The sequence below is a fragment of the Mycolicibacterium elephantis DSM 44368 genome (assembly GCF_004014805.1).
Lineage (GTDB): Bacteria > Actinomycetota > Actinomycetes > Mycobacteriales > Mycobacteriaceae > Mycobacterium > Mycobacterium elephantis.
Map to the genome: position 1 here is coordinate 94,193 of NZ_ATDN01000056.1, position 13,336 is coordinate 107,528.

The following is a 13,336-nucleotide window of genomic DNA, read 5'->3' on the forward strand; positions in this document are numbered from 1 at the left end:
TCGCGAATTCTGTCGGCGTGTCGCCCTCAGACTCGCACGCTCGGCGCAATGTGAGTCAGTCGGCGCTCAGGGCGACCGAGGCCTCCGAGGTGTAGCACAAGAACGTCAGCGTCTCCTCGAGGTAGAGCTGCACGGTCCCGGCGTCGTGCGACAGGTAGCCGATCGACACGTCGGTGCCGATCTGCAGATCGAAATCGCCCCCGCGAGTGGACAGCACGAACGCACCGTCGATGGCGGGCGCCCAGATGATGTCCCCGCCACCGATCAGCCGGTTGAGATGTTCGCGGATCGGATAGCCGTGTTCGGTGGTCTCGCTGACCTTGGTGTAGGCCTCCGCCGACAGCAGCACCGAATACGGGCCTCCGACGCCGGCCAGCCGCAGTTCCGACAGGGCCTGGGCGATGACGTCGGCGAAGTCGCGGGGGTCGTCGGGCAGCGCGAGCGCCGGATTGGAGCTGCAATTGCGGATGCCCTCGATGGACGCCGCCTCGTAGCCCTCGAAGATCGCCCGGTCCTCGACGAACGCCAGTTTCTGGGCGGCCTCCTTGACCGGATCCCAGTCGGAGTCCTGCGATCCGCGCTCGACGTCGTCGATCGCCGATCGTGTCACCGTGAACGGCACCCGCAGCCGTACCAGCGGCTGGCTCTCCCGCAGATGGGCCACCACACCCTCCCCGGGTGGCGCCACGTCGCGCAGGTGCCCGGTGCTGACCGCGGCCACCACCGGGCCGCCCGGCTCGCTGACGTCGACGACGCGCCGTCCGGCGATGTGCCGCTTGAAGGTCCGGCTTGCCTCCAGTTCGATTTCGGCCCAGGCGACCTCGGTGATCGGAGCGAGGTCGCGATACAGGTTGTTCATGGGGTTCCTTTCAGGCTGCCGATACCGAGTGAGCCGTCATAGTCGACCGGGCTTACCACCTCAGCAGGTCGAACCTCCTCGGTCGCCGGTGAATCCGGAAGCGGCGGTGGATCGTTGAGGAAATCGACGATCGGGGTGAAGAACAGTGTGCCGGTCACCGCGGTGGAGAAGTCCAGGATCCTGTCGGTGTTGCCGGGCGGATCGCCCAGGAACATGTTGCGCAGCATCTGCTCGGTGACCTCAGGCGTGCGGGAGTAACCGATGAAGTAGGTGCCGAACTCGCCCTTGCCGACCTCTCCGAACGGCATGTTGTGCCGCACGATCTTGAGCTCGTTACCCTCGTCGTCCTCGACGACGTTCAGGGCCACATGGGAATTCGCCGGCTTCATCGCATCGGAGAGCTCGATGTCGTCCTGTTTGGTGCGGCCGATGACCCGTTCCTGCTCGGACGTGGGCAGCGCGTTCCAGGCGTCCATGTCGTGCACGTACTTCTGCACGTGCACATAGCAGCCGCCGGCGAAATCGGGGTCCTCGTCGCCGATCTGCGTCGCGCTTCGGGCCAGCGGGCCGTCGGGATTCTCGGTGCCGTCGACGAACCCCAACAGGTCGCGGTTGTCGAAAAACCGGAAACCGTGCACCTCGTCGACGACGTTGAGCGCACCGTCGGCCGCGTCGATGAGCCGGCTCGCCAGCTCGAAGCACACGTCCATCGACTCGGCCCTGATGTGGAACAACATGTCTCCGGGGGTCGACGGGGCGTGGTGGCGGGGGCCGTCGAGCTCGATGAACGGATGCAGCTCGGCAGGCCGAGGGCCGGAGAACAACCGGTCCCAGGCGTCGGAGCCGATCGACGTCACCACCGACAGGTTCTTGGTCGGGTCGCGAAATCCGATCGCGCGCACCAGAGCCGAGATGTCGGGCAGCGCGTCGTGCACCGATCGCTCGCCGCCTTCCTCGATGGTCGCCACCAGAAAGATGGCCGCCGGTGTCAGCGGCGCCAGTACGGGTTGCGGTAGGGGATCGGGCACGTGTTTGACCTTAACGTGGTCGCGTCGGCGAAGATGGATAACTATGTCTGCAAGTCCGCAGGGCCTGTGCGAGTTCATCGACGCGTCGCCGTCGCCGTACCACGTCTGCGCGACGGTGGCCGAGCGGTTGCGCGCGGCCGGGTTTCGCGAACTGGCAGAAGACGACGCCTGGCCCGCGCAGGGACGTTTCTTCAGCGTGCGCGCGGGCTCGTTGATCGCGTGGCAGACCGGTGAGCCCGGCCTGCCGTTCCGCATCGTCGGCGCCCACACCGACAGCCCCAACCTGCGCGTCAAACAGCACCCCGACCGGGTCGTCGCGGGCTGGCAGGTGGTCGCGCTGCAGCCCTACGGCGGCGCGTGGCTGAACTCGTGGCTGGACCGCGACCTCGGCATCAGCGGCCGGCTGTCGGTGTACGACGGGGACCGGCTGGTGCACTCGCTGGTCCGGATCGACGAGCCGATCCTGCGGGTGCCGCAGCTGGCCATCCACCTGGCCGAGGACCGCAAGGCCGTCGCGCTGGACCCGCAGCGCCACGTCAACGCGGTCTGGGGCGTGGGCGGGGAGCCGCGGTCGTTCCTCGGCTATGTCGCGCAGCGCGCCGGCGTCGACCCGGCCGATGTGCTCGGCGCGGACCTGATGACCCACGATCTGACGCCGTCACGGCTGATCGGCGCCGACGGCGAGCTGCTCAGCGCGCCGCGGCTGGACAACCAGGCGTCCTGCTACGCCGGGCTGGAGGCGCTTCTGGCCGCGGCGGAGGCGGGGCCGAACGGATACCTGCCGGTGCTGGTGTTGTTCGACCACGAGGAGGTCGGCTCGCAGTCCGCGCACGGCGCCCAGTCCGATCTGCTGCTCACCGTGCTGGAGCGCATCACGCTGAGCGAGGGCGGCGGACGCGAGGAGTTCCTGCGGCGGCTGCCGGGGTCGTTGGTGGCCTCCGGCGACATGGCCCACGCCACGCACCCCAACTACCCCGAACGCCACGAGCCCGGGCACCTCATCGAGGTGAACGCCGGACCGGTGCTCAAGGTGCAGCCGAACCTGCGCTACGCCACCGACGGGCGCACGGCCGCGGCGTTCGCGCTGGCGTGCGCACAGGCCGGCGTGCCGCTGCAGCGGTACGAACACCGCGCGGATCTGCCGTGCGGATCGACGATCGGGCCGATGACCTCGGCGCGCACCGGCATCCCGACCGTCGACGTGGGCGCACCGCAGCTGGCCATGCATTCGGCGCGCGAGGTGATGGGCGCCGAGGACGTCGCGGCCTACTCCGCGGCGCTGCAGGCGTTTCTGGCGCCGGCCTGATCCGGGTCAGGCGGCGTCGACCTCGTCGTAGCGGATGACGTTTTCCACCACGATCCCGTCGCGGGTGCGTACCCGGTCCAGTCCCCGGATCACGAACGGGCCGTCGGGTCCGGTGCCCTGGCCGGTGTAGTGCAGGAACACCAGCTGTTCGCCATCGGCGGCGCCCGGCACGGTCGCGCTGTCGACGAGCTGCAGCCGCAGATCGGGAATGGCGGCCACCAGCTCGGCGATCTTGCCGGCGTAGGCCTCCCGGCCCCGCACCGGTGTCGGGTCGCCTTGCCAGTACCCGACGATGTCGTCGGCCAGGATGTCCTGGATCGCCGACGGGTTCGGCGCGGCCCAGAAGGCCGCCCACATGTCGGCGCTGAACTTCGGTGGAGTGTGTGTAGCTGTCATGGCATCAGCCTGCGGGCGCGCCGGGGGCGTTTCAATTACGCGGCAGGTAATCGTAGGGTTTCGCGCATGGCCCTCAACGTGGAGATGATCACGCTGGACTGCGACGATCCCGACGAGCTGGCCCGGTGGTGGGCGCAGGCGGTGGATGGCGAAGTAACGGCTTTCGCGCCAGGCGAATTCGTGGCGGTCACCCGCGCCGGCGCGCCGGTGTTGGGCTTTCAGCGGGTGCCCGATCCGACGCCGGGCAAGAACAAGATGCACATCGACTTCACCGCGGCCGACGTGGAAGCGGAGGTGAAGCGGCTGGTCGGGTTGGGTGCCCGCGAAACCGGCAGGCACAGCTTCGGTGAAGACTTCAGCTGGGTGGTGCTCGCCGATCCCGCGGGCAACGCGTTCTGTATCGGCGCGGCAGGCTGACCCAGGTCAGCCGAGCCGCTGTGCGAGCAGTTCCTTGGCCATCGCGGCGCCCTTGCGGCTGTCGGCTTGGGCCTTCAAGAACAGCTCCACCACCGCGTTGTCGCCGTCGCGCTTGGCGTCTTCGATGAACGTCTCCATCTTCAACGCGTTGCGCAGGCACTGCTCGGTGAACCAGATGAGGTTGTAGTCCTTGTCTTTGGTGCCGGTCACGTGGCCGGACTCGGACATCGTGGTCATGTGTCACCTTCCTTCCTTTTTCCGTGACGTGATGGGGCTACCCGCCGAGCCCGTGCGGAAACCCATGTCGGAAGGCTGCCGGTGGCGCCCCAAACTAGACTGGTGGCGTGACGTCCGGGCTCTCTCCTGAGGTCGACACCGTCGACCACGCCGCCGCCACCCCAGAACACCCGCAGCCGTTCCGCGAACTCGGCCTCAAAGACGACGAATATCAGCGGATCCGCGAGATTTTGGGCCGTCGGCCGACCGACGCCGAACTGGCGATGTACTCGGTGATGTGGAGCGAACACTGCTCCTACAAGTCCTCGAAGGTGCATCTGCGCTACTTCGGCGAGACCACCACCGAGGACATGCGCGCGGCGATGCTGGCCGGGATCGGGGAGAACGCCGGCGTGGTGGACATCGGCGACGGCTGGGCGGCCACCTTCAAGGTCGAATCGCACAACCACCCCTCCTACATCGAGCCGTACCAGGGTGCGGCCACCGGCGTCGGCGGCATCGTCCGCGACATCATGGCGATGGGCGCGCGGCCGGTCGCGGTGATGGACCAGCTCCGGTTCGGTCCCGCCGACGCGCCCGACACCCGCCGCGTGCTGGACGGCGTCGTGCGCGGCATCGGAGGTTACGGAAATTCGCTGGGCCTGCCCAACATCGGCGGTGAAACGGTGTTCGACGCCTCCTACGCGGGCAACCCGTTGGTCAACGCGCTGTGCGTCGGGGTGCTGCGCAAGGAGGACCTGCACCTGGCGTTCGCCTCCGGCACCGGAAACAAGATCATCCTGTTCGGCGCGCGTACCGGCCTCGACGGAATCGGCGGGGTGTCGGTGCTGGCCTCCGAGACCTTCGGCGGCGACGAGAGCGGTCCCGGCCGCAAGAAGCTGCCCAGCGTCCAGGTGGGCGACCCGTTCATGGAGAAGGTGCTCATCGAGTGCTGCCTGGAGCTGTACGCCAACGACCTGGTGGTCGGCATCCAAGACCTCGGGGGCGCCGGATTGTCCTGCGCCACTTCTGAACTCGCGTCAGCCGGCGACGGCGGGATGACTGTCGAGTTGGACAAGGTGCCGCTGCGCACGGCCAACATGACCCCGGCGGAGATCCTGTCCAGCGAGTCGCAGGAACGGATGTGCGCTGTCGTCGCGCCGGAGAACGTGGAGAAGTTCCTCGAGGTCTGCCGCAAGTGGGAGGTGCTGGCCACCGTCATCGGCGAGGTGACCGAGGGCGACCGGCTCAAGATCACCTGGCACGGCCACACCGTCGTCGACGTGCCCCCACGCACGGTGGCCCACCAGGGCCCGGTCTACGAACGCCCGGTACAGCGCCCCGACACCCAGGACGCGCTGAACGCCGACACCACCGCGAAGCTGCCGCGCCCGTCCACGGGTGAGGAGCTGAAGGCGACTTTGCTTGCGCTGCTGGGCAGTCCACATCTGTGCAGCCGCGCGTTCATCACCGAGCAGTACGACCGTTACGTGCGGGGCAACACCGTGCTCGCCGAGAACGCCGACGGTGGCATGCTGCGCGTCGACGAGGCGACCGGTCGCGGCATCGCGGTGTCGACCGACGCGTCGGGCCGCTACACCGCGCTCGACCCCTACACCGGTGCGCAGCTCGCGCTGGCCGAGGCGTACCGCAACGTCGCCGTCACCGGCGCCACCCCCATCGCGGTGACCAACTGCCTCAACTTCGGCTCGCCGGAGGACCCCGGCGTCATGTGGCAGTTCAGCGAGGCGGTACGCGGTCTGGCCGACGGCTGTGTCGCGCTTGGGATTCCGGTCACCGGAGGCAATGTCAGCTTCTACAACCAGACCGGCTCGACGGCGATCTTGCCGACGCCCGTGGTCGGCGTGCTCGGCGTCATTGAAGATGTGAGCCGACGTCTTCCGACTGCATTCGGCGCCGAGCCCGGTGAAACGCTGATCCTGCTCGGCGACACCTACGACGAGTTCGACGGGTCGATCTGGGCGCAGGTCACCGCCGACCACCTCGGCGGACGGCCGCCGCGCATCGACCTGGAACGCGAGAAGCTGCTCGCCGAGGTGCTCACCGCCGCGTCGCGCGACGGGCTGGTGTCGGCCGCCCACGACCTGTCCGAAGGCGGGCTGATCCAGGCCGTGGTGGAGTCCGCGCTGGCCGGGGAAACCGGTTGCCGCATCGTGCTTCCCGAAGGCGCAGATCCCTTCGTCACGCTGTTCTCCGAGTCGGCGGGACGGGTGCTGGTCGCGGTGCCGCGCACCGAGGAGAGCCGATTCCGGGCGATGTGTGAGGCCCGCGGGTTGCCCGCCACCCGGATCGGGGTCGTCGACCAGGGCAGCCAGGACGTGGACGTGCAGGGCCTGTTCACAGTCAGTCTGGAGGACCTGCGGAGCACCTCGGAAAGTGTGCTTCCCGGGTTGTTCGGGTGACATCGCGCACCGATCGCGAACGACATCCGGTATACGTCTGGGCCTGGCGTCTGGTCCGGCTCGACTTCGTCGGCATCGCGTTCGGTGCGCTTTTCTTCTGCCTGTCGCTGACGCCGTCGTTGCTGCCGCGCGACTGGCTGTTTCAGGGTCTGATCGGTGGCCTCAACGCCGCGATCGGCTACGGCATCGGGGTGTTCATCGGAAGCATGGTGCGGCGCTTCTTCTTGCGGCGCCGATCGTGGTGGCCGCCGCCCAAGCGGGTGCTGTGGGCGCTCAAGACCGTGGTCGTGGTCGGTTCGGCAGCCGCCTGCCTGCTGATGCTGATTCCCGCGGCGGCGTGGCAGCGACAGATCTCGGCGGTGATGGGGATCGAAGGACCCGAGACACCGGCCTACCTGCGCACGCTGACGGCGGCGGTGCTCGCCAGCGCCGTGCTGGTGGCCGCGTCCCGGGTGGTGCTCGACGTGATCAAGACCATGGCGCGGTTCTTCATCCGGCGCTGGCGCCTCAACGACGAAGTCGCGCTGTTCATCGGTACCGCCATCGTCGTCGTGCTGATCATCCTGCTGGTCAACGGCGTGCTCATCCGCGGCTTCCTGGCCGGGGCCAACCGGGTGTTCCAGCCGCAGAACACCACCACCAGGGAGGGCATCACCCAGCCGCTGGAACCCGAAAGGTCAGGCAGCCCAGATTCTTTCGCCCCGTGGGACACGTTGGGGTATCAGGGCCGCAACTTCGTGGGCACCGGACCGGACGTCGATGAGCTGACGCAGCTCAACGGCGCCCCGGCCCAAGTGCCGATCCGGGTCTACGTCGGGCTGCAGACCGCCGACACCGACGAGCAGCGGATGGCGGTGCTGATGAGCGAACTCGAACGCACCGGCGCCTTCGACCGCGAAGTGCTGGTGATCATCCCCACCACCGGCACCGGCTGGGTGAACCCCATCGCCGCGCGGGCGGTGGAGATGATGTACAACGGCGACACCGCGCTGGTCGCGTCGCAGTATTCCTTTCTGCCGAGCTGGATCTCGTTTCTCGGCGACCAGCAGAAGTCCGTCGAGTCCGGACGCATGATGATCGACGCCGTGCACAAGCGGTGGGCGCAGCTGCCACCGGACCGGCGGCCGAAACTCATGCTGTACGGGGAGAGCCTGGGTTCGATGGCGGGCCAGGGCGCGTTCGGCTGGCTGCCCGACATCTCGCGAATCGGTTTCTCGTCGGTGCTGTGGGTGGGACCGCCGAACGCCAGCCCGTTGTGGAAGGCGCTGATCGAACGGCGCGATCCCGGTACACCCGAGGTGCAGCCGCGCTATGACAACGCCCGCACCGTGCGGTTCTCGCAGGCCACCGACACCGCTCAGATCGCCAAGGTCACCGAGGAACCGTGGGAGGGCACCAGGGTGCTGTTCCTGCAGCATCCCTCCGACCCGATCGTGTGGTGGTCCGAGGACCTGCTGTTCACCCGGCCGGACTGGCTCAAGGAGCCGCCGGGCATCGGCCGCAGCCCATCCATGCGGTGGTATCCGATCGTGACGTTCTGGCAGGTCGCCGCCGATATGACCAACGCGAGTTCGGTACCGGAAGGGCACGGCCACAACTACGGCGAGGACATCCTCGACGGTTGGGTGGCGGTGGCCCCGCCGGAGGGCTGGACGTCCGAGGACACCGAACGACTCCGCATCGCGTTGCGCAAGGCCATCGCGAGGGCCGAAGATCTCGTGAAGTGAGTGCCGACAAGCGCGCCGCAGCGCTCGGTCTGGCCGCCGGGCTGGTCGGGTGGAGTCTGGTGGTGCCCCGGTTCCCGTCGCGCTGGCATCCCGTGCCGCAGGCCGTCGTCTCGACCGCGCTCGCGCTGCTCAGCCGCGCCCCGCTGGGGCTGAGGCCGCCGCAGGTGTGGTCGGGGCTGCGGTTGGGCGCGGCCACGGCCTCGTCGGTCGCCGCGGGTGTCGCCGTGACCACCGCGCTGCCGAGGGCGCGAAACGAGCTTGACGGCCGCGAGTTGCCCGCCGGGGTGCTGCGCTGGCTGCTGCTGGGCATACCGCTGGGCACGGTGTGGTCGGAGGAGGCGGCTTTTCGGGGGACGCTCGGCACCGTGGCCGCCGGCGCGTTCGGGCCGACCGGCGGGAGTCTGCTGCAGTCGGCCGCGTTCGGGCTGTCCCACATCGCCGACGCGCGCAGCACCGGCATGCCCGTGCTGCCCACCGCGCTGGTGACCGGTGCCGCCGGCTGGCTGTTCGGGTGGCTGCACGACCGAACGGGCAGCCTGCTGGCGCCAATGCTCGCGCACCTGGCGATCAACGAGGCCGGCGCGGTGGCGGCGTTGTCGGTGCAGCGTTCGGCGCGTGCCCGGCGGGCGCGAGCAGACGCCAACACCCCCAAAAACCGGTGAAAAAGGGGGTTTTCACGTCTGCTCGCCGGAGGGAAGGGCTACGGGTTGATGGTGAGTTCGCCGACCTGGCGGCCCCACACATACTCGATGTACATCGGCTGGCCGAGCTCGAGGTGGTTGTAGGGGGCGATGCTGGCGCCGGTGTCCATCACCAGATACGGCGCCGGCCACAGCTCCCGCGAGATCTTCTGCCAGCAACCGGGCCGCCCTTCGGGCCCGCCGCGCGCGTTCACCCGCGGCAGGTTGTCGGGATAGATGTAGGGGTTCGCCCCGCCGGCGATGGTGCCCGAGGAGGTCGCCAACGAGTAGCCGTTGCCGCCCAGCGTTCTGGCCACCACCCCCTGCATCTCGTTGAAGGTGCGGATGGTGCACAGCAGCATGCCGCGGTAGTCGTCGAGCAGTTTGGTGGTCGGCACCAGATCGGCGGCGCCGCGCACGAGGTACGGCCCGCCGCGTTCGAAGGTGTTCGCGCCGACGTCACCGAACCCAAGGGTGGCCATCAGCGCAGCGTCCAGGTCGTTGCGATGGGCGTTGACCGTCGCCGCCGACGTCGCGGCGTGCTCCAGGCCGTCCCACAGATCCGGCGACGCGTCGGCATACACCTCGCCGAGGTCGGCGAGCAGGCGGGCGTCGTCGCGGATCTGCGGCATCCGGGCGTTCAGGTCGGCCAAGATGTCGTTGCCGTCGAGAAGGGACTCGCCGAACCGCTGACCGAGGCCGGTGAGCGCCCCGGCCGTCGCGGCCAGCGTCTGGTTCAGCTTGACCGGATCGACCTGCTGGGAGATCTCGGTCACCGTTTCGAACAGCGTGTTGAACTCGGTGGTCACCGCGGCGGCCGCGATCACGTCGTGGTCCGAAAGCCGTTCGCTGGAAGGGTTTTTCGGTGCTGCCAACGACACGTACTTGTTGCCGAACACCGTTGTCGCGCGGATCTCGGCGTGCACGTTGACCGGAATCACGTCGAGGTAGCGGGGGTCGACGTCGAGCGTGAGGCCGGCTGCGCGTGCGCCGCCGTCGTCGACCAGGCCGATGCGACCGACCCGGCCGATCTCGACCCCGTTGTAGGTCACCTTCGCGCCACGCTCGACCACGAGGCCCGCCCGGTCCGAGACCAGGGTCAACTCGGCCTTCGGCGTCAGGTCGCCACGAAACTGCAGATAGATGAAGCTTGCCGCGATCGCGGCGACCACCAACAGACCTGCACCCGCCACCTTGTACGGCCGATTGTGGCGGTCGATGGACACTTTGAGAATCTAGGGTATGGCCGGCCGTCGTGGTGTGGATCCTGCGAAGACGCGTGCCGCCGTGGCGGCGGTACTGGACTGGCTGCGCGACGAATCCCGACCGGCGCCGGCGCGCGGCGAGCTCGCGGAGGCGGTGCGGTTGACCGCCCGCACGCTGGCGGCGACGGCGCCGGGGTCGAGCGTGGAAGTCCGAGTGCCGCCGTTCGTTGCGGTGCAGTGCATTCCGGGCCCCGCCCACCGGCGAGGCAACCCGCCCAACGTCGTGGAGACCGATCCGCGCACCTGGCTGCTGTTGGCCACCGGGATGCTCGGCGTCGCCGACGCCGTCGCGAGCGGGACGCTGCGATTGTCGGGGGCGCGGGCCGCCGAGATCGGGCAGTGGCTGCCGCTGGCCCCCTCGTGAGCGCGCGCATCGTCGTGCGGTTTCGGGCCGCAAAGACGGACCAGGATGAGCGCTGGGCCCCTCGGAGGGCGCGATGTGTCCGGTGACACTCGGCCGCGATGCCGATTTTGGCCGAAGTAGCCCGTAAGCTGGTGATGTCACCCCACGCCCCGATGGAGCAGCCCTATCGTGACTGGCCCAGAACCCGAGCCAAGAGAAGAGTGCGGCGTATTCGGTGTCTGGGCGCCCGGTGAAGAGGTCGCCAAGCTGACCTACTACGGGCTGTACGCGCTTCAGCACCGCGGCCAGGAAGCTGCGGGAATCGCCGTCGCCGACGGCTCGCAGGTGCTGGTGTTCAAGGATCTCGGGCTGGTCAGCCAGGTTTTCGACGAGCAGACGCTGGCCGCGATGGAAGGCCACGTCGCGATCGGGCACTGCCGCTACTCCACCACCGGGTCCACGACCTGGGAAAACGCCCAGCCGGTGTTCCGCAACACCTCGGCGGGCACCGGCGTCGCGCTCGGGCACAACGGCAACCTGGTCAACGCCACCGAGCTGGCGGGCCGCGCCCGCGAGGCCGGGCTGCTGGACACCCGCGGGGCGCCCACCGCCACCACCGACTCCGACATCCTCGGCGCGCTGTTGGCGCACGGCGCGGCCGACGCGACGCTGGAGCAGGCCGCGCTCGAGCTGCTGCCGACGGTGCGCGGCGCGTTCTGCCTGACGTTCCTCGACGAGAACACCCTGTACGCGGCCCGTGACCCGTACGGGGTGCGGCCGCTGGTGCTGGGCCGGCTGGACCGCGGGTGGGTGGTCGCGTCCGAGACCGCGGCCCTCGACATCGTCGGCGCCTCGTTCGTCCGCGACATCGAACCCGGCGAGCTGCTGGCCATCGACGCCGACGGGGTGCGCTCCACCCGGTTCGCCAACCCCGAACCCAAGGGTTGCGTCTTCGAGTACGTCTACCTGGCCCGCCCGGACAGCACGCTGGTCGGCCGCTCGGTGCACAAGACCCGGGTCGACATCGGCCGAGCGTTGGCCCGCGAGCATCCCGTCGACGCCGACCTGGTCATCGGCGTGCCGGAGTCGGGCACCCCGGCGGCGGTCGGCTACGCGCAGGAGTCCGGCATTCCGTTCGGCCAAGGGCTGACCAAGAACGCCTACGTCGGGCGCACGTTCATCCAGCCGTCGCAGACCATCCGTCAGCTCGGAATCCGGCTCAAACTCAACCCGTTGAAGGAAGTGATCCGCGGCAAGCGGTTGGTGGTCGTCGACGACTCGATCGTGCGCGGCAACACCCAGCGGGCGTTGGTCCGCATGCTGCGCGAGGCCGGCGCCGTCGAGGTGCACGTGCGCATCGCCTCGCCACCGGTGAAGTGGCCGTGCTTCTACGGGATCGACTTCGCCACCCCGGCCGAGTTGATCGCCAACGCGGTCGAGTCCGAGGAGGAGATGCTCGAGGCGGTGCGTCACGCCGTCGGCGCGGACACCCTGGGCTACGTGAGCCAACAAGGCATGATCGCCGCCACCGAACAACCCGCCTCGCGGCTGTGCAGCGCATGCTTCGACGGCAACTATCCGATCGAGTTGCCCGGCGAGACGGCGTTGGGCAAGAACGTCATCGAGCACATGTTGGCCACCGCGGCGCGTACCGGGGTGCCGGTGCAAGCCGAGAACGACAACGCCTCGGCGCTGCGCAGGCCCTGACTACCGGCCGACGTGGGCCCAGCGCGGATCGCTGGGCAGTGGACCGATCTCCAACGCGCGTGCCACCGCCTCGCGGTAGCCGGTGAGACCTCCCGCCGGGGGTTCGATCACGCTGTCGATGTCGTGCTCGGACATGGTGGCGTCGCACTCGAGCGATTCGACGAGCGGGCGCGCCAGCCCGGCGGGCATCGGGGTGACCAGCCCGATCCACCAGCTCGCGATCGACGGGGTGAGCCAGGGCAGCACCACGATCAGCCGCCGTCGCAGCCCGGCCACAGCGGCGTACACCTGCATCGCCTCGCCGTATTCGAGGACGTCCGGGCCGCCGATGTCCCAGGTGCGTGACGTCGGCACCTCGGCGTCGGCCGCTTCGGCCAGGTAGTGCAGCACGTCGTCGAGGGCGATCGGTTGCACCTTGTTGTGCACCCATTTCGGCGTGGTCATCGCGGGCAGGCGGTTGGTGAGATGACGAATCATCTCGAAGGATGCCGAGCCGGAACCGATTACGACGCCGGCCTGCAACACCACCGTCTCGATACCGGACTCGATGAGGATGTCGCCGACCGCGGTGCGCGAGCGCAGATGGGGGGAGAGCTCGACTCCGGCCGGGTGCAGGCCGCCCAGGTAGATCAGGCGCCGCACCCCGGCCCGTCGCGCCGCGTCCACCACGTTGCGGGCCGCGCGGGATTCGGCGGCCACGAAGTCGGACGAGGTGCCCATCGAGTGCACGAGGTAGTACACGACGTCCATGCCGTCGAATGCGGCGCGCAACGACTCGGCGTCGTCGAGGTCCCCACGGGCCACGTCGACGTCAGCGCGCCAGCCGACGCCGGTGAGTTTGTCGGGGTTGCGCGCCAACGCCCGCACGGCGCATCCGCGGTCGAGCAATCGGGGAACCAGGCGGCCACCGATGTAGCCGGTAGCCCCGGTCACCAGGCAGTGAATCGAGTCAGACACCCCTGCGGGATC

Annotated in this window: 13 protein-coding genes; 7 read left to right on the plus strand and 6 right to left on the minus strand. The window is 69.0% G+C overall.

The features are described 5' to 3' along the window. Positions 1-55: 55 nt before the first annotated feature. Together MELE44368_RS23305 and MELE44368_RS23310 are read right to left on the minus strand one after the other, a co-directional pair. Positions 56-859, minus strand: a complete 804-nt coding sequence (locus MELE44368_RS23305) for a family 1 encapsulin nanocompartment shell protein (protein WP_128110657.1) — start codon at positions 857-859, stop codon at positions 56-58. Beyond that, positions 856-1,887: a Dyp-type peroxidase gene (locus tag MELE44368_RS23310; RefSeq protein ID WP_128110658.1), complete on the minus strand. Its 1,032-nt coding sequence runs from the start codon at positions 1,885-1,887 to the stop codon at positions 856-858. The genes MELE44368_RS23305 and MELE44368_RS23310 overlap by 4 nt, the downstream gene beginning before the upstream one ends. 43 nt (positions 1,888-1,930) lie before the next feature. Between MELE44368_RS23310 and MELE44368_RS23315 the strand changes: the two genes are divergently transcribed. Beyond that, positions 1,931-3,193 (plus strand): M18 family aminopeptidase, encoded by a 1,263-nt coding sequence (locus MELE44368_RS23315; protein ID WP_128110659.1) that lies wholly within the window; start codon positions 1,931-1,933, stop codon positions 3,191-3,193. Positions 3,194-3,199: 6 nt separating this feature from the next. Here the strand turns inward: MELE44368_RS23315 and MELE44368_RS23320 are convergent, their stop codons facing one another. Further along, positions 3,200-3,589, minus strand: a complete 390-nt coding sequence (locus tag MELE44368_RS23320; RefSeq protein ID WP_128110660.1) for a nuclear transport factor 2 family protein — start codon at positions 3,587-3,589, stop codon at positions 3,200-3,202. Between the two features lie 66 nt (positions 3,590-3,655). Between MELE44368_RS23320 and MELE44368_RS23325 the strand changes: the two genes are divergently transcribed. Then, the gene (locus MELE44368_RS23325) at positions 3,656-4,006 is read left to right on the plus strand and encodes a VOC family protein (RefSeq protein ID WP_128110661.1); all 351 of its coding nucleotides are present in this window, start codon (positions 3,656-3,658) and stop codon (positions 4,004-4,006) included. A 6-nt stretch (positions 4,007-4,012) separates the two neighbouring features. On the opposite strand, the gene MELE44368_RS23330 is transcribed toward MELE44368_RS23325, so the two are convergent. Next, on the minus strand, positions 4,013-4,243 hold the full coding sequence (locus tag MELE44368_RS23330; RefSeq protein ID WP_128110662.1) for a hypothetical protein: 231 nt from the start codon (positions 4,241-4,243) through the stop codon (positions 4,013-4,015). A 107-nt stretch (positions 4,244-4,350) separates the two neighbouring features. Here MELE44368_RS23330 and purL point away from each other — a divergent pair, with 107 nt between their 5' ends. Genes purL through MELE44368_RS23345 form a run of 3 tightly spaced genes read left to right on the plus strand, consistent with a single transcriptional unit; the run spans position 4,351 to position 9,034 of the window. Continuing rightward, a complete protein-coding gene (gene purL, locus MELE44368_RS23335; protein ID WP_128110663.1) occupies positions 4,351-6,645 on the plus strand; it encodes a phosphoribosylformylglycinamidine synthase subunit PurL in 2,295 nt (764 codons plus the stop codon). Beyond that, on the plus strand, positions 6,642-8,372 hold the full coding sequence (locus MELE44368_RS23340) for an alpha/beta hydrolase (RefSeq protein ID WP_206613842.1): 1,731 nt from the start codon (positions 6,642-6,644) through the stop codon (positions 8,370-8,372). The genes purL and MELE44368_RS23340 overlap by 4 nt, the downstream gene beginning before the upstream one ends. Beyond that, a complete protein-coding gene (locus tag MELE44368_RS23345; RefSeq protein ID WP_206613843.1) occupies positions 8,369-9,034 on the plus strand; it encodes an Rv0804 family intramembrane glutamic endopeptidase in 666 nt (221 codons plus the stop codon). Before MELE44368_RS23340 ends, MELE44368_RS23345 begins: the two co-directional genes overlap by 4 nt. A gap of 38 nt (positions 9,035-9,072) precedes the next feature. Here the strand turns inward: MELE44368_RS23345 and MELE44368_RS23350 are convergent, their stop codons facing one another. Further along, positions 9,073-10,278 (minus strand): MCE family protein, encoded by a 1,206-nt coding sequence (locus MELE44368_RS23350; RefSeq protein ID WP_128110664.1) that lies wholly within the window; start codon positions 10,276-10,278, stop codon positions 9,073-9,075. 16 nt (positions 10,279-10,294) lie between these two features. On the opposite strand from MELE44368_RS23350, the gene MELE44368_RS23355 reads away from it, so the two are divergent. Together MELE44368_RS23355 and purF are read left to right on the plus strand one after the other, a co-directional pair. Beyond that, on the plus strand, positions 10,295-10,681 hold the full coding sequence (locus MELE44368_RS23355; RefSeq protein WP_128110665.1) for a sterol carrier family protein: 387 nt from the start codon (positions 10,295-10,297) through the stop codon (positions 10,679-10,681). Positions 10,682-10,849: 168 nt separating this feature from the next. Beyond that, positions 10,850-12,367, plus strand: a complete 1,518-nt coding sequence (purF, locus tag MELE44368_RS23360) for an amidophosphoribosyltransferase (protein ID WP_128110666.1) — start codon at positions 10,850-10,852, stop codon at positions 12,365-12,367. Here purF and MELE44368_RS23365 read toward each other — a convergent pair whose 3' ends face one another. Then, a complete protein-coding gene (locus MELE44368_RS23365) occupies positions 12,368-13,324 on the minus strand; it encodes an NAD(P)H-binding protein (RefSeq protein WP_128110667.1) in 957 nt (318 codons plus the stop codon). Positions 13,325-13,336: the final 12 nt, after the last annotated feature.